The following is a 20,203-nucleotide window of genomic DNA, read 5'->3' as shown; positions in this document are numbered from 1 at the left end:
CCAGAGGAGACCGACCCCCGATGGGCTATCCGCTGCACGACCCGACCGCCGCCGGCGTCCCGGCGAGCCCGGACCTGCCCGACGTCGAGCGCCGCGTCCTGGAGCACTGGCGCACCGACCAGACCTTCGAGGCGTCGGTGACGGCCCGGCCGGCCGGCGACGACGGCAAGAACGAGTACGTCTTCTACGACGGCCCGCCGTTCGCCAACGGCCTGCCGCACTACGGCCACCTGTTCACCGGGTACGTCAAGGACGTGGTGCCGCGCTACCAGACCATGCGCGGCCGGCACGTCGAGCGGCGCTTCGGCTGGGACTGCCACGGCCTGCCCGCCGAGGTGGTGGCCGAGAAGCAGCTCGGCATCACCAGCAAGGCGGAGATCCTCGACCTGGGGGTGGCCCGGTTCAACGAGGCGTGCCGGTCCTCGGTGCTGGAGTTCACCCAGGACTGGGAGCGGTACGTCACCCGGCAGGCCCGCTGGGTCGACTTCGCCAACGACTACAAGACCCTCGACCTGGACTACATGGAAAGCGTCATGTGGGCCTTCAAGACCCTGCACGACAAGGGCCTGGTCTACGAGGGCTTCCGGGTGCTGGCGTACTGCTGGCGGTGCGAGACGCCGCTGTCGAACACCGAGACCCGGATGGACGACGTCTACCGCGACCGGCACGACCCGACACTGACCGTGTGGTTCGGGCTGACCGGCGACGAGTCCGCCCCGGAGCTGCTGCGCGGGCCGGTGAAGCTGGGCGTGTGGACCACCACGCCGTGGACCCTGCCGTCGAACCTGGCGCTCGCCGTCGGCCCCGACATCGAGTATGCGGTCCTCGACCGCGACGGCGAACGGTTCGTCGTCGGCGCGGCCCGGCTCGGCGCGTACGCCAAGGAGCTGGAGGGCTACCAGCAGGTCGGCACCGTGTCCGGGCGGGACCTGGTCGGCCGCCGCTACACCCCGCTGTTCGACTTCCTCGTCGAGCAGGCCGGGGAGAACGCCTACCAGGTGCTCGGCGCGGACTTCGTCACCACCGAGGACGGCACCGGGATCGTCCACCTGGCCCCGGCGTTCGGCGAGGACGACCAGAACGTCTGCAACGCCGCCGGCATCCCCACGATCGTCACCGTCGACGACCACACCCGGTTCACCGCGCTGGTCCCGCCGTACCAGGGTGAGCAGGTCTTCGACGTCAACAAGCCGGTGATCCGGGAGCTGAAGGAGCGGGGGGTGGTGCTGCGGCAGGACACCTACACCCACTCGTACCCGCACTGCTGGCGCTGCGACACCCCGCTGGTCTACAAGGCGGTGTCGTCGTGGTTCGTCGCGGTGACCCGGTTCAAGGACCGGATGGTCGAGCTGAACCAGCAGATCAACTGGACGCCCGGCCACATCAAGGACGGCTCGTTCGGCAAGTGGCTGGCCAACGCCCGGGACTGGTCGATCAGCCGCAACCGGTTCTGGGGCTCGCCGATCCCGGTGTGGAAGTCCGACGACCCGACCTACCCCCGGGTCGACGTCTACGGTTCGCTGGCCGACATCGAGCGGGACTTCGGCGTACGCCTGACCGACCTGCACCGGCCGGCGGTGGACGACCTGACCCGCCCCAACCCGGACGACCCGACCGGGCGCTCGACGATGCGTCGGGTGCCGGAGGTGCTGGACTGCTGGTTCGAGTCCGGCTCGATGCCCTTCGCCCAGGTGCACTACCCGTTCGAGAACGCGGACTGGTTCGAGCACCACTACCCGGGTGACTTCATCGTCGAGTACATCGGGCAGACCCGGGGCTGGTTCTACACCATGCACGTGCTGGCCACCGCGCTGTTCGACAGGCCGGCGTTCCGCAACTGCCTCAGCCACGGCATCCTGCTCGGCTCCGACGGGCGCAAGATGTCCAAGAGCCTGCGCAACTACCCGGACGTCTACCACGTCTTCGACGCGTACGGCTCGGACGCGATGCGCTGGATGCTGATGTCCTCGCCGGTGCTGCGCGGCGGGGACATGCCGGTCACCGAACCGGCGATCCGCGACGCCGTCCGGCAGGTGCTGCTGCCGCTGTGGAACGTCTGGTACTTCTTCTCGCTCTACGCCAACGCCGACGGGCACACCGCCCGGCGGCGGGTGGACAGCACGCACCTGCTCGACCGGTACGTGCTGGCCAAGACCCGGGAACTGGTGGAGACCGTCGGCGCGCAGATGGACGCGTACGACATCTCCGGGGCGTGCGGCACCGTCCGGTCCTACCTGGACGCGCTGACCAACTGGTACGTGCGGCGCTCCCGGGACCGGTTCTGGTCGGGTGACGCCGACGCGTTCGACACCCTGTGGACGGTGCTGGAGACGCTCTGCCGGGTGGTGGCGCCGCTGGCCCCGCTGACCGCCGAGGAGATCTGGCGCGGGCTGACCGGTGAGCGGTCGGTGCACCTGACCGACTGGCCGTCGGCGCAGGATCTGCCCGCCGACCACGACCTGGTCGCGGCGATGGACGCCACCCGGGACGTCTGCTCGGCGGCGCTGTCGCTGCGCAAGGCCAAGGGGCTGCGGGTCCGGCTGCCGCTGCCGAAGCTGACCGTGGCCTCGCCGGTCGCCGACCAGCTCCGGCCGTTCGCCGACCTGGTCGCCGACGAGGTCAACGTCAAGGAGGTGGCGTTCTCGGCGGAGGTCGCCAGCTACTGCCAGCAGGTGCTGACGGTGGTGCCCCGGACGCTCGGCCCACGGGTCGGCAAGCAGGTGCAGCAGGTGATCAGGGCGGTCAAGGCAGGGGAGTGGGAGCTGGTCGACGGCGCCCCGGTCGCCGCCGGGGTCACCCTCGCCGAGGGCGAGTACGAGCTGCGCCTGGTCGCCGCCGACGCCGAGCACTCCGCGCCGCTGCCCGGTGGCGAGGGCGTGGTGGTGCTCGACACCGAGGTCACCCCGGAACTGGCCGCCGAGGGGCTGGCCCGGGACGTGGTCCGGGTCGTGCAGCAGGCCCGCCGGGACGCCGACCTGGACATCTCCGACCGGATCGTGGTGTCGGTGGCGGCCTCCGAGCAGGTCCGGGCGGCGGTGTCGGCGTACACCGGGTTCGTGGCCCGGGAGGTGCTCGCCGACACGGTGGACTTCGCCGACGGCGTCGACGGCTTCACCGGTGAGGTCGGCGACGGCGAGCGGGTGACGGTGACCGTCCGCCCGGTGTGAGGTCGCCCGTGGGACCCCGACCCACCGGGCCGGGGTCCCACGGCCAGCCGCGCCATCCAGCAGGCGGACGCGCGTGCACCCGTTGGGTTTCACGGGCGTCCGTCCGCTACCGTGACACCGCCTGTTTCACCGTACGACCGCCGGAGGACCCGTGCCGCTGCTCTACACCATCGGCAAGCTCACCGTGGGACCCGCGATGCGGCTGGCGTTCCGCCCGGTCGTGGAGGGGTTGGAGCACGTTCCGGCGAGCGGCGGCGCGATCTTCGCGGGCAACCACCTCTCCGTCGCCGACGAGTTGCTGCTCGGCACCGTCGTCCCCCGGCACCTCGCCTTCTGGGCCAAGTCGGAGTACTTCACCGGCACCGGCGCGCGGGGCGCGCTGTCCAAGTTCGTGCTCACCGGCCTGGGGGCCATCCCGGTCGAGCGGGCCGGCGGCCGGGCCGCACTGTCCGCGTTCGACGCGGCCATCCCCGCGCTGCGCGGCGGTGACCTGGTCGCCGTCTATCCCGAGGGGACCCGGTCGCCCGACGGGCGGCTCTACCGGGGACGGACCGGCACCGCCCGGCTCGCGGTGGCGGCCGGGGTGCCGGTGATCCCGGTCGGGGTGACCGGCACCGACAAGGTCCAGCCGATCGGCACCCGCATCCCCCGCCCCGGCAAGGCGAAGATCATCATCCGGTTCGGCAAGCCGCTGGACTTCACCGGCCGCTCCGACGACCGCACCTCGCTGCGGGAGATGACCGACGAGCTGATGGCCGAGATCCAGAAGCTCACCGGCCAGGAGTACGTCCCCCGGTACGCCCCCCGCCGCGCCGAGCCCACCTCGGGCGGCACGCCCACCGCCGGCAGCGCCCCGGCCTGACCGCCGCGCCCGCGCCCGACCGGCACGGGCCGGCGTGACCAACACCACCTGACCCGCCCGACGGCGCGGGTGGCATGACCGGGGACCGGCCCGGCCCCTGCGTGGTAAGCCGGCCGGCTCAGCCCTGCTTCGGGGTGACGATCTGGGCGCGCATCGTGGCGAGCAGTCGGGCGCTGTCGTCCACCGAGAGCCGGGTGAACACGCCGGTGGCGCTGCTGCCGTGGTCCACCGAGGTGCACACGACCACGTCGGTGCCGTCGGACGACCCGGTGGCGCAGCGGTCGTACCGGCCCCGGACGCCGCTGTCGACCGGTTGGGGCGTACCCAGGCCGAAGGTGTCCGTCAACCGCGCCATCGCGTCGTCCGCGTCGGACTCCGGCCGGAGCCGGAAACCGGTGTCCCCGAAGACGGTCACCCGTTTGCCGTCGGAGGTGCTGTAGACCCCGGCGTAGACGTCCTCGGCGAGCAGGTTCGCCTTGCGTACCTCGGCCTTGAGCTTGTCGACCTCGCTGCCGGAGTCCGACCGCAAGGTCAGGTCGGCCACCTGACCGGGCAGCGCGGCGTCGGCCGGGTACTGCTCCCAGGCCGGCTTGCCGAACCAGGCGGGGCAGCCGCAGCAGCAGGCCAGGCTGAGCAGCAGCACCCAGGGCCAGCGTCGCCGCTTGCGGCGGACGTACCCCTTGGGTGGCCGGTTGGGCGGTGGCTGCGGCGGAGGGGCGGGCGGCTGCGGGCGGACCCGCCGCTGCTTCGGCGGGCGGGGCGGCGCGGGCGGCGGTGACGCCGGGCGGGCCGGTGGCAGGGGGACCGGTGGCAGGGGGGCCGGCTGCGCGGCGGGCACCGGCGCGACCGGGTACGGCCGGGTCGGCGAGGGCGTGGCCGGGCCGGCCGGTGCCGCCGACGGGTACGACGCCGCCGGGCTGTGCTGGCGTGGCGGGGTCGGCGTGTGCTGCTGCGGCGGGGTGGGGGTGTGCTGGTGGGGCGGGGTGGGGGTGTGCTGGTGGGGCGGGGCCGCCGCCGCGGCGGATGGCGGCTGGTCGCCGGCCGCCGGGTAGGGACGGGTCGGTGGTGGCGGGGCGTACGGCAGCGGCGCCAGCTCCGGATGGTGCACGTCCCAGCCACCGGTGTCGGCACCCGCCCACGGGTCGACCGGGGTGCGGTGTTCGGGCAGCTCCGGCGGGGGTGGCGGGGGTGGCGGAAGCGGGACGAACTCGACCGACTCGCCCCACCCGGGCCGACGCGGCGGCGGTGCGGGCACGGCGGCGGAACCGCTCCACCGGGGTACCGCCGGCTCCTCCAGCGTCGGGTCGGGACGCTGCCCGCCCGGGTGCTCCACCCGGGTGGCGTCGGGCCGCTGCGTCACCGGGGTGTCGTCGGGGTGCCGCTCGATCCGCGTGGGGTCGGGGGGCTGCCCGCCCGGGTGCTCCATCCGGGTGGCGTCGGGCCGGTGCGGTGCGCCGGGCGGGGTGATCCGGCCCGGAACGGCGGCCGACCCCCGGGCCGGGGTGACCGGACCGGGTACGACCCCCGCGCCGGACCCGCCGGCTCCACCGGACCGTCGGATGCGACCGGTGGAACGGGCCAGGCCGCGCTGACCTGGCCTGCCGGGCTGACCTGGGCCGCCGGGCTGGTCTGGGCCGCCGGGCTGGTCTGGTCCCCGGGGTCGGTCGGCTCCGGAGTGCTGCCCGGCTCCGGCAGGCCGGACCATGCCGTGGGGCTGCCGGGTGCCGGCGGGTCGGGTTGCTCGGCCCGGGAGGGCTGGGGCGGCTCCGCCGGTGCGTCCGGGTCGCCTTGCTCGGCCCGCGCGGTCGGTTCGGCGGGCTGCGGCGGCTCCGCCGGCCCGCCCTGCTCGTCCGGCCCGCCCCGCCCGGCCGGGTCGCTCTGCGCTGTCGCGTCGTCCTGTGTGGTGGGGTCGTCCCGCGTCGTCGGGTCGTCCTGCGCGGTGGGGTCGCTCGGGGCGGTCGCGTCGTCCTGTCCGGTCGGGCCGCTCGGCGTGACCGGGTCGTCCTGCGTGGCCGGGGCGTCCTGGTCGGCCGGGGTTTCCGGCGCGGCGGGGACGTCGACGGGCCCTGCGGGGGCGGTGGCGTCACCGGCCGGCGGGGCGGGGGCGGCCGGTGGAACCGGAGCGGGCTCCCCGGCCGGCGTCGCCGGGTCGGTGGGGCCGTCGGGCGGCGGTACGGGGAGGTCGGCCGGACCGGTGGCGACCACCGGACCCTGCTGCCGACCCGGGACGGGGACGTCCCCGTCGGCCGGCCGGTCTACTCCCGGCTGCGGCTCCGGCATCGCGGCAATCTCCTCTCGCACCGGTTGCGAGGTTAGTACCGGGCTGCCACCTCGACCAATCGGCCGCCCCTCGGCCCCCCCGCCGACCGGGAAGCCTCGCACAGCCGGCCCGGGGCCCGCCGGTGCGGTCCCCGCCACCCCGCCACCCGGCCGACCGGCGACGGTGGGACGGGCGGAAGGGCGGGCGACGGGAGCGGGCAGGTCGGCGGTGCGGCGAGCCGTCCGCCGGTGGACGCGTACCCTTGGGCTCCATGAGTGCTCCGTCCACGACCCCGCGCCCCGCCGCGGCCCCGACCGACGACGCGTCGCCGCACCACGACTCCACGTTGTCGGTGTGGCCCCGGCTGGAGGCGTTGCTGCCCCAGGTGACCAAGCCCATCCAGTACGTGGGTGGCGAGCTGGGCGCGGTGGTCAAGGACTGGGACGCGGCGACCGTACGGTGGGCGCTGATGTACCCCGACGCGTACGAGGTGGGCCTGCCCAACCAGGGCGTGCAGATCCTGTACGAGGTGCTCAACGAGCTGCCCGACGTGCTGGCCGAGCGGACGTACGCGGTCTGGCCGGACCTGGAGCGGCTGATGCGCGAGCACGGCGTGCCGCAGTTCACCGTCGACGCGCACCGCTCGGTGCGCCGGTTCGACGTGTTCGGGGTCTCGTTCTCCACCGAGCTGGGCTACACCAACCTGCTCACCGCGATCGACCTGGCCGGCATCCCGATGCTGGCGGCCGACCGGACCGATGCCGACCCGGTGATCGTGGCCGGCGGGCACGCCGCGTTCAACCCGGAGCCGATCGCCGACTTCATCGACGCCGCCGTGCTCGGCGACGGCGAGGAGGCGGTCCTGGAGATCACCACGATCGTCCGGGAGTGGAAGGCGGAGGGCTCCCCGGGTGGCCGGGACGAGCTGCTGCTGCGGCTGGCCCGGACCGAGAGCGTCTACGTGCCGCGCTTCTACGACGTGGACTACCTGCCCGACGGCCGGATCCAGCGGGTGGTGCCGAACCGTCCGGACGTGCCGTTCCGGGTGCACAAGCGCACGACGATGGACCTGGACGCCTGGCCGTACCCGAAGAAGCCGCTGGTGCCGCTGGCCGAGACGGTGCACGAGCGGTACGCGGTGGAGATCTTCCGGGGGTGCACCCGGGGCTGCCGGTTCTGCCAGGCCGGCATGATCACCCGGCCGGTGCGGGAGCGGTCGATCACCACCGTGGGGCAGATGGTGCAGCAGGGGCTGGAGTTCTCCGGCTTCCACGAGGTGGGCCTGCTGTCGCTGTCGTCGGCCGACCACTCCGAGATCGGCGACATGTGCTCCGGCCTCGCCGAGCAGTACGCCGGCACCAACGTGTCGCTGTCGCTGCCGTCGACCCGGGTGGACGCGTTCAACATCGACCTGGCGCAGGAGCTGTCCCGCAACGGCCGGCGCACCGGGCTGACCTTCGCCCCGGAGGGCGGGTCGGAGCGGATCCGCAAGGTCATCAACAAGATGGTGTCGAAGGACGACCTGATCCGTACGGTGGTCACCGCGTACACCAACGGCTGGCGGCAGGTGAAGCTGTACTTCATGTGCGGCCTGCCCACCGAGACCGACGCCGACGTCCTGGAGATTGCCGACATGGCGCACGAGGTGATCCGGGCCGGGCGGGCGGCGACCGGCTCCAAGGACATCCGCTGCACCGTCTCGATCGGCGGGTTCGTGCCCAAGCCGCACACCCCGTTCCAGTGGGCGTCGATGGAGCGGCCGGAGGTCATCGACGGCCGGCTCAAGCTGCTCAAGCAGGCGATCAACAGCGACCGCTCGCTGGGCCGGGCGATCGGCTTCCGCTACCACGACGGTGAGCCGTCGCTGATCGAGGGCCTGCTCAGCCGGGGCGACCGCCGGGTCGGCGCGGTGATCCACGAGGTGTGGCGCAACGGCGGCCGGTTCGACGGCTGGAGCGAGCACTTCTCTTACCAGCGCTGGGTGGACGCCGCCGCCGAGGTGCTGCCGACGTTCGGCGTCGACCTGGACTGGTACACCACCCGCCAGCGCGACGAGCTGGAGGTGCTCCCCTGGGACCACCTCGACTCGGGCCTGGACAAGGACTGGCTCTGGCAGGACTGGCAGGACTCGCTGGGCGAGTACGAGCAGGACGACTGCCGGTGGACCCCGTGCTTCGACTGCGGCGTCTGCCCGTCGATGGACACCGAGATCCAGATCGGGCCCACCGGCCGCAAGCTGCTGCCGCTCACCCCGGTGACCGCGTTGAAGGTGCCCACCGGCGCCCAGCAGTGACCACCGACGGGACGGGGTCGGCGCGCCACGGCGGGCCACCCGTCCCGTTGCGGCGGGCGTGAGGCTATCGTCACCGGCAGCCCGCGCCACGGGGGACGGCGGCCGGTGACCAGACCGAGGAGTACGACGATCAGCAGGAAACCACAGCCGGAGGGCGGGCAGGCGCCGGTCGTCCAGCGTGTCCGCATCCGGTACGCCAAGCGCGGGCCGTTGCGGTTCACCTCCCACCGGGACTTCGCCCGTGCCTTCGAGCGCGCCCTGCGCCGGGCCGCGGTGCCGGTGGCCTTCTCCCAGGGCTTCACCCCGCACCCGAAGATCTCCTACGCTAGCGCCGCCCCCACCGGTGTGGCCAGCGAGGCGGAGTACCTGGAGGTCGGCCTCCAGACGGCGGTGGACCCGGAGCAGCTGCGGGTCGCCCTCGACGCGGCGCTCTCGCCCGGCCTCGACGTGCTGGACGTGGTGGTCGCGACCGGGGGGAGCCTGGCGGAGCGGATCGAGGCCTCGTACTGGCGCATCGAGCTGCCCGGGGTCGACCACGCGGTGGCGCAACGGGCGGTTTCCGCCTTCGTGGCCGCCGACGAGGTGCAGGTCGAGCGGATGACGAAGCAGGGCCGGCGGACGTTCGACGCGCGGAACGCAGTGAACCGTATCGATGTGCTGCCCCCGGTGCAGACGCCTTCCGGGGCAGCGGAGCCGTCATGTGCGATACTCGAACTGGTCGTACGGCAGGTCACCCCGTCCGTACGACCCGATGACGTCCTTTCCGGCCTCCGCGTGGTGGCCGCCCTGGAGCCGCCGGTCTCCCCGAGGGTGATCCGGCTGGCGCAGGGCATGTTGACCGCGCAGGGCGCGATCGTGGATCCGTTGGACGCGGACCGCGACGGGGCAGCCATCGGAGAACGCTGACCGTCGGTCGGCGTTCTGGCAGGCAGACTTCGGCGGTCGCGCACGTCGCGCGCCCGGCGGAAACACTTTTGCGGCGATCCTGCGTGGCAGCGCTCACCCGCGCCCGGGGCCGCCAGAACTGGAGAACGTCCATGCTCGAGAACGAGCCCGAGGGCGGCGAACGGACCGGTTCCCAGCCGGCCGGCGACACCGCCGACAGCACCATCGGCACCGGCGCGGGAACCGCCGCCACCGACGGCACGCCACCGCAGGAGGCGGCGTCCACGGACGGCACGGCGGCACCGACCCGGCGGCGGGCCACCCGGCGGCGGGCCGCGCCGCTGAGCCAGCCGGAGCTGACCGGGGGAGCGCCCGCCGAGGCGTCCGGCACCGCCCCGTCGGCCACCGACGAGTCACAGCAGGCGGAGGTGATCGTCCCGGTCGCCGGTGAGCTGGACTCCGCGCCGAAGACCACCCGCCGCCGTCGCAAGGCCACCCCGGCCAAGGCCGCCGAGGAGCCGGTGGTCGTCGACGGGGTCGAGGAGGGCAGCGCGGAACTCGTCCCGCCGGTGAAGGTGACCCGGACCCGGCGGAAGAAGGCCGTCGCCCCGGCGGCGACCGAGCCGCCCGCCGAGTCTCCGGCGTCGCCGCCGGCCGCCGAGGTGGCGACCGTGGGTGAGACTCCCGCAGCTCAGGTGGCTACTCCCGAGGAGGAGGAGCCCGCCGTGGAGGCGGCTGCGCCGACCGAGCCGACCGTCGCCGACGAGGCCGTGAAGCCCGTTGCCGGGGAGCCCGTGGCGGAGGAGCCCGCTGCCGACCGGCCGGCCGCCGCGTCGACGCCGCCGGCCGCCGGCAACCGGACCGGGGAGGTGTCGCCCGGCGTCGCCGTGCCGGCCGTAGACGAGCCGGTGGAGCCGGCCGAGCCGCAGCCGCGTACCCGTCGGCGGCGGGCCGCGATCGCCGCGCCGACGGTCCTGTTCATGGCCCCACAGCCGGAGGAGCCGCCCACCTTCCGGGTGGTCGAGCCCGGCCCGGTCGCCGAGGAGCCCGTCGAGGAACCGGTCGAGACCGGGCGGCGGCGTCGCCGTGGCCGCCGCGAGGCCGAGCCGGTGGAGGCCGTGGAGGTCGTCGAGGAGGAGCCGACCGGCGAGGTCGGGGAGGCCGGCGAGGACGAGAGCGACGAGGAGGACGACGACGAATCGGCCGCCGCGCGTCGCCGTCGCCGCCGGGGCCGCCGGGGCCGGGGCCGGGGCAAGGGCGGCGCGGACGAGACCGACGAGGACGAGACCGAGGAACCGGCCCAGGCCGAGACCGAGGGTGAGGGCGACGACGCCGAGGACGAGGGCGACGGGGACGGGCTGACCCGTCGTCGTCGGCGGCGTCGGCGTCGGGGCGCCGGGGACGTCGAGGGCGGCGCCGACGACGGCGTGCCCACGGTGGTCAAGATCCGGGAGCCCCGCAAGGCCGTCGACGAGGTGCAGGGCGTCTCCGGTTCGACCCGGCTGGAGGCCAAGCGCCAGCGTCGCCGGGACGGCCGGGAGCAGCGCCGGACCCGCCCGCCGATCCTGAGCGAGTCGGAGTTCCTGGCCCGCCGGGAGGCGGTCGACCGGGTGATGGCGGTCCGCCAGCGGGGCGACCGTACCCAGATCGCCGTCCTGGAGGACGGCGTCCTGGTCGAGCACTACGTCACCCGCAACTCGTCGGGCACCATGGCCGGCAACGTCTACCTGGGCAAGGTGCAGAACGTCCTGCCCAGCATGGAGGCGGCCTTCGTCGACGTCGGGCGGGGTCGTAACGCCGTCCTGTACGCCGGTGAGGTCAACTGGGACAGCACCGGCCTGGAGGGGCGCTCCCGCTCGATCGAGCAGGCGCTGCGCTCCGGCGACTCGGTGCTGGTCCAGGTCACCAAGGACCCGATCGGGCACAAGGGCGCCCGGCTGACCAGCCACGTCGCGCTCTCCGGCCGGCACCTGGTCTACGTGCCCAACGGCAACGCCTCCGGGATCAGCCGCAAGCTGCCCGACACCGAGCGCAAGCGGCTGCGGGACGTGCTCAAGAAGCTGGTCCCCGACGGCGCGGGCGTGATCGTGCGGACCGCCGCCGAGGGGGCCAGCGAGGACGAGCTGGCCCGGGACGTCAAGCGGTTGCAGGCCCAGTGGGAGGACATCCAGGCCAAGGCGACCGCCGGTGGCGCCCCGGTGCTGCTCTACGAGGAGCCCGACCTGGTCATCCGGGTGGTCCGGGACCTGTTCAACGAGGACTTCCGTGAGCTGGTCATCGAGGGCGAGCAGTCGTACGGCATGGTCGAGTCGTACCTGTCGCACGTCTCGCCGGACCTGGTCGACCGGGTGCGCCGGTACGTCGGCACCGCCGACGTGTTCGCCGAGTACCGGATCGACGAGCAGATCATCAAGGGGCTGGACCGCAAGGTCTTCCTGCCCTCCGGCGGCTCGCTGGTGATCGACCGCACCGAGGCGATGACCGTCATCGACGTCAACACCGGCAAGTACACCGGCTCCGGGGGCAACCTGGAGGAGACGGTCACCCGCAACAACCTGGAGGCGGCCGAGGAGATCGTCCGCCAGCTGCGGCTGCGCGACATCGGCGGCATCGTGGTGATCGACTTCATCGACATGGTGCTGGAGTCCAACCGGGAGCTGGTGCTGCGCCGGCTCACCGAGTGCCTGGGCCGGGACCGGACCAAGCACCAGGTGACCGAGATCACCTCGCTCGGCCTGGTGCAGATGACCCGTAAGCGGATCGGCGCCGGTCTGCTGGAGGCGTTCAGCGAGCCCTGCGAGTGCTGCAAGGGCCGGGGCCTGGTGATCCACACCGAGCCGGTGCCGGAGAAGCCGCGTACCGGTGGCGGCGCGGGTGAACGGGTCAAGGCGGTCGCCTCGGCGGTGACCACCCCGGCGGCCGAGCCGCCGGCCACCGCCACCACCCCCTCCGCGCGGCGGCGCGCCCGCAAGGCGGCGACGACGGAGCGGGCCGTGGTGGAGACCACCGAGGCCCCCGAGGTCGAGGTCGCGGCCCCGGCGGCCGACAACGGCTACCACGACACCATGGGCTACGACCTGTCCCGGTACGAGACGCAGACCCCGGCCGCCCCGGCTGCGGCCGACGCCCAGACCGGCGAGTCGGCCCGGCTCGCCGGGGCGGACGACCCGGACGCGCTCGGCGACCCCGACGGCGACGACGACGGGGAGGCCGGCGCGGGCCGGCGGCGCTCCCGCCGGGGCGGTGCCCGTCGCCGTACCCGGCCGTGACCGGCTGAGCCGCACCCGACGGCAGTGGACCCCTTCCCCGGCGTACCGCCGGTGGGAGGGGTCCTGCCGTGCCGGGGTGCGGCGATACCATCGGTCACCCCCCGGCTAGGAGAAGAACATGCGCCGCCTGCCCGCCGCCATCGTGGTGACCACCGTCCTGCTGGCCGGCGTCGGCTGTTCCGGTGACCGGGCCGACGCGCCGACGGCCTCCGGCCGGCCGTCCGGTGCCGCCACCCCCGCCTCCGTGGTCCCGTCGGCGGCGGTGAGCGGTTCCCCGGCCGGCGGCAACGGGCCGCAGGTGTGTGCCGACGCCGAGGCGGCGTCGACCACGGCGGTGCGCACCTACGTCGAGGAACTGGGCAAGATGATCGCGGCGGTCGGCGCGAACGACAGCGCGGCGGCGGACACCGCCCGCAAGCGGGCGGAGACGGCGCTGACCACCTGGCGGACGGTGCTGCGGCAGCAGTCCGGCCGGGCCACCGATCCGCAGTTGAAGACCCTGCTCACCGATCTGGCCACCGAGATCGGCCGGCTCGGCACCGACGTCGACTCGATCGACGAGACCGAGCTGGACCGGCTCCAGCAGCGGCTGGACCAGCTCTGCGCCCGTTGACGGCGGACCCGGCCGGCCGGGGGGCCGGTTTGGGGGGCGGGCGGGTGATGGCGTACTCTTTCCTGCGGCGCACTTTGGTGTGCCGAGTTCCCGCGTGCCCGCGCTGCCGGTGTCACAGCTACCCGGCGAGTTGCCATGGGAACGACCGCCAGCAGCCTCAACGACAGGGAGTCCGCCTCCGATGTACGCGATCGTCAAGACCGGCGGCAAGCAGTACAAGGTCGCCGAGGGCGACGTGATCGAGGTCGAGAAGCTCACCGGTGCCCCCGGTGACGCGGTGAAGCTCACCGCGGTGCTCCTCGTCGACGGTGACGACCTGGTGACCGACGCGGCGAAGCTTGCCAAGGTCGCGGTGTCCGGCGAGATCGCCGCACACACCAAGGGCCCGAAGATCCGGATCCACAAGTTCAAGAACAAGACCGGCTACCACAAGCGCCAGGGTCACCGCCAGCCGCTGACCCAGGTCAAGGTGACCGGCATCTCCAGCGGGAAGTAGGTCGTCGGACAATGGCTCACAAAAAGGGTGCGTCCAGCTCGCGTAACGGTCGTGACTCCGCGGCCCAGCGACTCGGCGTGAAGCGCTTCGGTGGTCAGGTGGTCAGCGCGGGTGAGATCCTCATCCGGCAGCGCGGCACCAAGTTCCACCCCGGTGACCTGGTCGGCCGTGGTGGCGACGACACGCTCTTCGCGCTGGCCGCCGGCTCGGTCCTGTTCGGCACCAAGCGGGGTCGCAAGACCGTCAGCATCGTGCCGCAGTAACACGAAGGCGAAGCGGGCCGCGGACCTGGGGGTCCCGGCCCGCTTCGCCGTTTCAGGTGCGGGATGCTCCCGCCGGCGGGTGTCCGTCCCCGGCCGGGCGGGCCCCGCGGGTGCTCTTCTCAGGTGCGGGGGCCGACCCCGCTGGAAGGATTGGCGTCGTGACGACGTTCGTTGACCGGGTCGTCCTGCACATGCAGGCCGGCGACGGCGGGCACGGCTGTGTCTCCATCCACCGGGAGAAGTTCAAGCCCTTCGGCGGCCCGGACGGGGGCAACGGCGGGCACGGCGGCAGCGTGTCGCTGGTGGTCGACCCACAGGTGACCACCCTGCTCGACTTCCATTTCCGCCCGCACCTCAAGGCCGAGAACGGCAAGGGCGGCGCGGGGTCGAACCGGGACGGCGCCAACGGCCACGACCTGCTGATCAAGGTGCCCAACGGCACCGTCGTGCAGACCCTCGACGGCACCGTGCTGGCCGACCTGGTCGGCGCGGGCACCACCTTCGAGGCGGCCCGGGGCGGGCGCGGCGGCCGGGGCAACGCCTCGCTGGCCAACGCCCGGCGCAAGGCACCCGGCTTCGCCGAACTGGGCGAGCCCGGTGACCGGCTCGACGTGGTGCTGGAACTCAAGAGCGTCGCCGACGTCGGCCTGGTGGGCTTCCCGTCGGCGGGCAAGTCGTCGCTGATCTCGGTGATCTCCGCCGCCAAGCCGAAGATCGCCGACTACCCGTTCACCACCCTGGTGCCCAACCTGGGCGTGGTCCGGGTGGACAACCACACCTTCACCGTCGCCGACGTCCCGGGCCTGATCCCGGGCGCGGCCACCGGCAAGGGGCTGGGCCTGGAGTTCCTCCGCCACGTCGAGCGGTGCGCCGTGCTGGTGCACGTGGTCGACACGGCGACCCTGGAGCCGGGGCGGGACCCGCTGGCCGACATCGACACCATCGAGGCGGAGCTGGCCGAGTACGGCGGGCTGGCCGACCGGCCCCGGCTGGTGGCGCTCAACAAGGTCGACGTGCCGGACGGGCAGGACCTCGCCGACATCGTCCGCCCCGACCTCGAAGCGCGGGGTTTCCGGGTGTTCGACGTCTCGGCGGCCACCCGGGAGGGGCTCAGGGAGCTGACGTACGCCATGGCGGAGCTGGTGGACCAGGCCCGCCGGGCCGCCCCGCCGGCCGAGCCGACCCGGGTCGTGATCCGTCCCAAGGCCGTCGACGACGCCGGCTTCACCATCGAGGCGCAGGCCGACGGCTCGTTCACGGTCCGGGGCGTGCGACCCGAACGGTGGGTCCGGCAGACGAACTTCGACAACGACGAGGCGGTCGGCTTCCTCGCCGACCGGTTGGCCCGGCTGGGCGTGGAGGAGAAGCTGGCCAAGGCCGGCGCCAACCCCGGTGACCTGGTCCGCATCGGTGAGCGGGAGTTCGACTGGCAGCCGACCCTGTACGCGGGCGTCGACTTCGTCCCCGGCAACCGGGGCACCGACGTCCGGCTGGAGGAGAAGTCGTCGCGTCCTGCGGCGGCCGAGCGGCTGGCCGCCCGCAAGGCCCGCCGGCAGCGCCCGGAGGACGAGCTGGACCCGGCCCCGGAGCCGGCGGACGACGACGAGGACAGCGACGGGTACGAGGAATAGCCCGGTACCGGTCGGGTCCGGGTCGTTTCCTGGAAACCTTCGTGAAACGGACCCGTCCTACCGTGGGATGATGCTGATCGAGTCCCGTCCCGCCACCGACCCGGAGGTCGACGCGCTGGTCGCCGCCCAGCAGCGGGAGCTGCGCGAGGCCGACGGCGGGCTGGACGGGCAGGCCACCGTGGTGCACGACGGCATCCGCTACCTGGTCGTGGTCGACGGCGGCCGGGTGGTGGCCTGCGGCGGCCTACAGTCCCTCGACGCCGAGACCGGCGAGCTGAAGCGGATGTACGTCCGGCCGGCGTACCGGGGGCGGGGGATCGCCCGGCAGTTGCTCAGCGCGCTGGAGGAGTTGGCGTTCCAACGCGGCCACTCGGTGCTCTGCCTGGAGACGGGCAGTTACCTGCCGGCCGCGATCGGCCTCTACACCTCCTGCGGCTACCAGCCGATCCCGGTCTACGGCGAGTACGTCCACAACCCGTACAGCGTGTGTTTCGCCAAGCGGCTGCCGGTGGCGGCCTGACCGGGTGGCGGGTCAGTCCCGGTCGACGGGGACGTCCAGCCGGCCGCCGGTGCCGGCGTCGTTGGACAGCAGCAGGCCGACGGCGAGCATGCCGAGGCCGAGCCCCAGGTGCAGCCAGCTGTCCGCGCCGTTGAACGGGACGATGTTGGCCGGGGCGTCCCGGGAGACGGCGAAGCCGTACAGCCAGAGCGCCAGGTAGAGCGCCCCGCCGACGGTGAGGTAGAGCCGGGCGCCGCCGAGCCGGCGGGCCAGCACCAGGCCGACCACCCCGAACAGCAGGTGCAGCAGGTTGTGCAGGACGGACACCTGGAACACCCCGAGCAGCTTCGCCCCGGAGTGGTGACCGGCGAAGGCCAACTCGTCGTAGCCGGTGGTGACGCCGGGGACGAAGCCGAGGACCCCGAGCAGCAGGAAGACCGCCGCGACGACGGCGGCGACCGTCTGGACCCGGGGCTTCGGGGCGGCCGGGGCGGATCGTCGTACGGCGTGGGCCATCGCTGTCACCTCCACGGGGCCAACTGCACGGCACAGTCGGACGATCCTCACATTCTGGGCCGACCGGCGACGTCCGGCGGGGAAAACGCGAATTGTGCAGGGACTCCGGCCGCCAGGTGCCCGACCGGGCGGACCGGCGCCTCCCCGCAACCGGCCGCGACAAGCGTCCGGGCCGTGGACCGTCCGGTCAGCGGCCCCGGGAGGCCGGGTCGGCCCGCACCCACCGGGTCAGCTCGCCCGGCTCGACCGGGGCCATCCGGTGCCGCAGCGTCCGCACCGAGTGGGCCGGGCGGCGCACCCGCCGACCGGCGTAGCGCACCCCGCCCCGACCCACCCGACGGGCCACCGCGAGCCACCCGCACAGCCCGCGTTCGAGCAGCCAGAGCGGCGCGGCCAGGGCGGTGCTCGCCGGGAACACCGCCGTGCCGCCGGCCCGCCGCCGGCCGACCTCCGCCAGCGCCACCGCACCGGCCGCCCCGACGGCCAGCAGCCCCGGCCGGCGGGCCACCGACGCGGCCACCACCCCCGGCAGCACCGCCAGCGCCACCAGCAGCCGCGCCGGTCGGGCCAGATCGTCGTACGCCTGGCGGACCCGCTGGCCCCGGAAGTGCGCGGTGGACGGCGGCAGCCGGCGTACGTAGAGCCAGGCGGGGCTCGCCTCGGTGCCGCCGTACGCGCGCACCGTACGGACCAGTTCCAGGTTCTCGAAGAGCACGTCCGGGTCGTAGCCGCCCATCGCCCGGAAGGTGCTGCGCCGCACCGCCAGGGTGCCCGGCCAGTCGACGCCGAACGCCCGGTTGAGCAGGGTCCGGCCGGTGTCCCACCAGGCGTGCCAGGGCAGCGGGTCGAAGTAGTTCTGCGGGCGGACCAGGTCGACGGTGTCCAGCAACCGGTGCACCACCCGCAGTTCCGCCCCGGCGTACCGGACGTCGTCGTCGGCGATCACCACGTGTTCGTGCCGGGCCGCCGCCACCCCGGTCAGCACCCCGCGCACCTTGCCGTTGAGCCCGTGCACCGCCGGGTCGGGCGGCAGGTGCCGCAGCAGGCCACGCCAGCGGGCGGCGTGCCGGGCGAACACCGGCGGCGGCGAACCGTCGACCACTGTCACGTCGACCAGCCGGCACAGCGTGCGCAGGTAGCCGGTCAGCTCGTCCAGGCCGTCGTCGTCGGTCCGGCACAGCGGCAGGACGTACTCGACGGGAAGCCGGGGCGGGTGCGGCGGGCCGCCCGCCGCGGCGGCCGGGCGGAACCCGGCCGGGGCCGGTCGCGCGGACCCGGCGGGGGCGCTCACCGGCGTGCCCCGCGACGCCGGGCGGCCGGCCTGCGGCGGACGGTGGTGGCGGCCTCCCGGCCGGTGCCGGCGCGGCGGTGGATGGTGTCGGGCACGGGTCCTCCCGGTGACGGTGGTGCCCGAACATCCCCCGCCCCCGGCCGGACAAACCGCGCGGCGTCCGGCCCCCGCACCCGACCCGTGCCGGAGTCCCCGCCCGGCGGCCTGAAACGGGTCAGCTGCTGTGGCGGACGTCGGTGAGCACCAGTCCGCTGGGCGGCAGGGTCGGCACCTGGGACAGGTCCAGGGCCAGGTCCTGCGGCGGCAGCCGGTAGTCCATCGCCCCGGTCAGCAGGCCGACCGCCTGCTTCATCAGCTCGATGGTGATCCACTCCCCGGCGCAGCGGTGGCCGGCCAGGTGGCTGCCCCCGCCCTGCGGCACGAAACCGTACGGGTCGTCCCGCCAGCCGGCGAACCGCTCCGGGCGGAACCGCTCCGGCTCGGACCAGAGCCCCGGGTGGTGGTTGGTGCCGTACAGGTCGAGCAGCACCCGGCGGTCCTTCGGGAAGTGGTGCCCCTGCCACTCGAACGGGTGCCGCACCCGGGCGAAGGCGACCGGGAAGAACGGGTAGTAGCGGCGGACCTCCTGGACGAACCACTCGGTCGGCTCGTCGCCGGTGCGCACCCGTTCCCGCCAGTCCGGATGGTCGTGCAGGGCCAGGGCGGCGAACAGGACGTACCGGTCGACGGCCACGGTGGGCCGCAGCACGTTGATCAGTTCCACGGCGGCGACCCGGCGGGGGAGCAGCCGCCCCTCGGCGTCGCGGTGCTCGGAGATCACCGCGAGTGCGCTGCCCTCGGGCGCGGCCACGGTGCCGACCCGTACCCGCTCCACCAGGTCGGCGATCCAGCGTTCGGCCCGCAGGCGGCCGCGCAGCCCGCGCCAGTGCCGGGGTCCGAGCGCGGCCGGTCCGTCGATCATGGCCTGCATCTGGGCGTTACGCCGGCCGACCTCGCTCTCCGGCAGCGGTACGCCCGCCCAGGAGCAGACGGCCCGCAGCAGCATCGGACCGATCTCGTCGCGGAGCACCACCGGGCCGGCGTCGCCCCAGGCCGCCAGCCGGATGCGCCACTGGTCGGCGAAGAGCCGGCCGATCCGCTCGACCGCCGAGGGCGTCATGATCGACATGAACATGGCCTTGCGGTCGGCGTGGGCCGCCCCGTCCAACCCCTGCACCCCACCCTGCCCGGTCAGCGTCCGCTGGCCCCGCTTGGGCGCCGCACCGGCGCGCCGGAACCGCTCCGTGTCGTAGAACAGTTCCGCCGCGGCCCGCCCGCGCAGGAAGATCGTCGGTTCCAGCAGCAGCCGGGCGGTGAAGATGTCCGTGTCGTAGCGCTCACACCGGTTGCTGATGAACCGGTAGCCCTCGCGGAAGAACGCCAGCGTGCTCTCCGGGCTACGGTCGGCCGGTGTGGTGGCCATCGGGCTCTCCTGACGCGGTGACGGTGGGCGGACCCGGCTGGTCGGCCGTGGGTGGTCTACCCGGGTTTGGGGCCCTGAATCCCGCCGCGCCGCCGGACGGTGACCGGGTGCCCGCTGGCCCCTCCCGGGCCGCCGCGAACCTGGTTGGCTCGACACCGGGCCACCACGGGCGGCCGTGGGGCGTCGACGACGGGGAGGACCGGATGCGGGAGAACACGCCGCCGTACTGGCGTCAGCGACAGGTGGTCGACGCGCTCGGCCGGCCCGGCGGGGGCCACCCGCCGGGGCAGCCGCTGCTCGCCCGGCCACGCCGTCCGTCCCGACGCTTCACCGTGCACCTCGGGTTCACCGCCGACGGGCCGGAACACGCCCGGGAACTGGCGGTGGCGTACGCGGAGGCGCTGGGCCTGCTGCGTCCGGAGCTGGTGCTGGCCTCGGTCGCGCTGTCCCCGGCCGATGCCTGGCGGGACGCGGAGCGGCTGTTCTGTTCCGCCGTCGGCCCGGACGGCGACCGCTGCGCCGACGTCGCCGGCCACCCCGGATTCCACCACGCCCCCGGGCCGGGCGGGCTGGGCTGGGGCGAGGGGGACGGGTGAGCGGCCGAGCGGGCACCGCCGCGCCGGCCCGGATCGGGTCGGCGCGGCGGTCGCCCGATCAGCCGGTGCCCCCGGGCGCGGGGCGGGTCGCCGCCTACCG

16 protein-coding genes are annotated in these 20,203 nt (G+C 74.2%); 11 read left to right on the top strand and 5 right to left on the bottom strand.

The features are described 5' to 3' along the window. Positions 1-20 precede the first annotated feature (20 nt). Together ileS and FJK98_RS25875 are read left to right on the top strand one after the other, a co-directional pair. Positions 21-3,167, top strand: coding sequence for an isoleucine--tRNA ligase (gene ileS, locus FJK98_RS25880; RefSeq protein ID WP_145921313.1), 3,147 nt, complete (start codon positions 21-23; stop codon positions 3,165-3,167). 151 nt (positions 3,168-3,318) lie between these two features. Further along, the gene (locus FJK98_RS25875; protein ID WP_145921312.1) at positions 3,319-4,029 is read left to right on the top strand and encodes a 1-acyl-sn-glycerol-3-phosphate acyltransferase; all 711 of its coding nucleotides are present in this window, start codon (positions 3,319-3,321) and stop codon (positions 4,027-4,029) included. A gap of 118 nt (positions 4,030-4,147) precedes the next feature. On the opposite strand, the gene FJK98_RS34380 is transcribed toward FJK98_RS25875, so the two are convergent. Next, entirely contained in the window at positions 4,148-5,455 is a 1,308-nt protein-coding gene (locus tag FJK98_RS34380; RefSeq protein ID WP_240763109.1) for a hypothetical protein, read from the bottom strand. Further along, positions 5,386-6,330, bottom strand: a complete 945-nt coding sequence (locus FJK98_RS25860; RefSeq protein ID WP_145921310.1) for a hypothetical protein — start codon at positions 6,328-6,330, stop codon at positions 5,386-5,388. Before FJK98_RS25860 ends, FJK98_RS34380 begins: the two co-directional genes overlap by 70 nt. Positions 6,331-6,560: 230 nt before the next feature. Here FJK98_RS25860 and FJK98_RS25855 point away from each other — a divergent pair, with 230 nt between their 5' ends. The 8 genes from FJK98_RS25855 to FJK98_RS25820 all read left to right on the top strand — a co-directional run bounded on the left by FJK98_RS25855 (position 6,561) and on the right by FJK98_RS25820 (position 16,259). Next, complete coding sequence (locus FJK98_RS25855; protein ID WP_145921309.1) at positions 6,561-8,582, top strand: TIGR03960 family B12-binding radical SAM protein; 2,022 nt, start codon at positions 6,561-6,563, stop codon at positions 8,580-8,582. A gap of 210 nt (positions 8,583-8,792) precedes the next feature. Beyond that, complete coding sequence (locus FJK98_RS25850; protein ID WP_228543287.1) at positions 8,793-9,488, top strand: TIGR03936 family radical SAM-associated protein; 696 nt, start codon at positions 8,793-8,795, stop codon at positions 9,486-9,488. A 131-nt stretch (positions 9,489-9,619) separates the two neighbouring features. Beyond that, a complete protein-coding gene (locus FJK98_RS25845; protein ID WP_145921308.1) occupies positions 9,620-12,736 on the top strand; it encodes an Rne/Rng family ribonuclease in 3,117 nt (1,038 codons plus the stop codon). A 118-nt stretch (positions 12,737-12,854) separates the two neighbouring features. Continuing rightward, on the top strand, positions 12,855-13,349 hold the full coding sequence (locus FJK98_RS25840; protein ID WP_145921307.1) for a hypothetical protein: 495 nt from the start codon (positions 12,855-12,857) through the stop codon (positions 13,347-13,349). 181 nt (positions 13,350-13,530) lie between these two features. Continuing rightward, on the top strand, positions 13,531-13,845 hold the full coding sequence (gene rplU, locus FJK98_RS25835) for a 50S ribosomal protein L21 (protein WP_067312477.1): 315 nt from the start codon (positions 13,531-13,533) through the stop codon (positions 13,843-13,845). 11 nt (positions 13,846-13,856) lie between these two features. Further along, entirely contained in the window at positions 13,857-14,108 is a 252-nt protein-coding gene (gene rpmA / locus FJK98_RS25830) for a 50S ribosomal protein L27 (RefSeq protein ID WP_088647594.1), read from the top strand. Between the two features lie 158 nt (positions 14,109-14,266). Further along, entirely contained in the window at positions 14,267-15,739 is a 1,473-nt protein-coding gene (obgE, locus tag FJK98_RS25825) for a GTPase ObgE (protein ID WP_145921306.1), read from the top strand. A gap of 70 nt (positions 15,740-15,809) precedes the next feature. Continuing rightward, positions 15,810-16,259 (top strand): GNAT family N-acetyltransferase, encoded by a 450-nt coding sequence (locus FJK98_RS25820; RefSeq protein ID WP_145921305.1) that lies wholly within the window; start codon positions 15,810-15,812, stop codon positions 16,257-16,259. A 12-nt stretch (positions 16,260-16,271) separates the two neighbouring features. On the opposite strand, the gene FJK98_RS25815 is transcribed toward FJK98_RS25820, so the two are convergent. The 3 genes from FJK98_RS25815 to FJK98_RS25805 all read right to left on the bottom strand — a co-directional run bounded on the left by FJK98_RS25815 (position 16,272) and on the right by FJK98_RS25805 (position 19,507). After that, positions 16,272-16,754 carry a DUF4383 domain-containing protein gene (locus tag FJK98_RS25815; protein WP_145921304.1) on the bottom strand — a complete coding sequence of 161 codons (483 nt, stop codon included), beginning with the start codon at positions 16,752-16,754 and terminating at the stop codon, positions 16,272-16,274. Between the two features lie 187 nt (positions 16,755-16,941). Then, on the bottom strand, positions 16,942-18,045 hold the full coding sequence (locus tag FJK98_RS25810; protein WP_145921303.1) for a glycosyltransferase family 2 protein: 1,104 nt from the start codon (positions 18,043-18,045) through the stop codon (positions 16,942-16,944). Between the two features lie 214 nt (positions 18,046-18,259). Beyond that, positions 18,260-19,507: a cytochrome P450 gene (locus tag FJK98_RS25805; protein ID WP_145921302.1), complete on the bottom strand. Its 1,248-nt coding sequence runs from the start codon at positions 19,505-19,507 to the stop codon at positions 18,260-18,262. A gap of 107 nt (positions 19,508-19,614) precedes the next feature. Here FJK98_RS25805 and FJK98_RS25800 point away from each other — a divergent pair, with 107 nt between their 5' ends. Continuing rightward, positions 19,615-20,103, top strand: a complete 489-nt coding sequence (locus FJK98_RS25800; RefSeq protein WP_240762351.1) for a hypothetical protein — start codon at positions 19,615-19,617, stop codon at positions 20,101-20,103. The last annotated feature ends 100 nt before the right edge of the window (positions 20,104-20,203 follow it).

Origin of the sequence: Micromonospora sp. HM134, from assembly GCF_007833915.1 — a bacterium.
In the GTDB taxonomy this organism is placed as follows: domain Bacteria; phylum Actinomycetota; class Actinomycetes; order Mycobacteriales; family Micromonosporaceae; genus Micromonospora; species Micromonospora wenchangensis.
Note: the sequence above shows the minus strand (reverse complement) of the source record. Positions and strands in the feature narration are given on the sequence as shown.

Excerpts from the sequence above, each read along its gene's own strand:
- ileS (WP_145921313.1), top strand. The coding sequence starts at position 21 with ATGGGCTATCCGCTGCACGACCCGACCGCCGCCGGCGTCCCGGCGAGC.
- FJK98_RS34380 (WP_240763109.1), bottom strand. The coding sequence starts at position 5,455 with ATGGAGCACCCGGGCGGGCAGCCCCCCGACCCCACGCGGATCGAGCGG.
- FJK98_RS25855 (WP_145921309.1), top strand. The coding sequence starts at position 6,561 with ATGAGTGCTCCGTCCACGACCCCGCGCCCCGCCGCGGCCCCGACCGAC.
- FJK98_RS25845 (WP_145921308.1), top strand. The coding sequence starts at position 9,620 with ATGCTCGAGAACGAGCCCGAGGGCGGCGAACGGACCGGTTCCCAGCCG.
- FJK98_RS25840 (WP_145921307.1), top strand. The coding sequence starts at position 12,855 with ATGCGCCGCCTGCCCGCCGCCATCGTGGTGACCACCGTCCTGCTGGCC.
- rplU (WP_067312477.1), top strand. The coding sequence starts at position 13,531 with ATGTACGCGATCGTCAAGACCGGCGGCAAGCAGTACAAGGTCGCCGAG.
- rpmA (WP_088647594.1), top strand. The coding sequence starts at position 13,857 with ATGGCTCACAAAAAGGGTGCGTCCAGCTCGCGTAACGGTCGTGACTCC.
- FJK98_RS25820 (WP_145921305.1), top strand. The coding sequence starts at position 15,810 with ATGCTGATCGAGTCCCGTCCCGCCACCGACCCGGAGGTCGACGCGCTG.
- FJK98_RS25815 (WP_145921304.1), bottom strand. The coding sequence starts at position 16,754 with ATGGCCCACGCCGTACGACGATCCGCCCCGGCCGCCCCGAAGCCCCGG.
- FJK98_RS25805 (WP_145921302.1), bottom strand. The coding sequence starts at position 19,507 with ATGGCCACCACACCGGCCGACCGTAGCCCGGAGAGCACGCTGGCGTTC.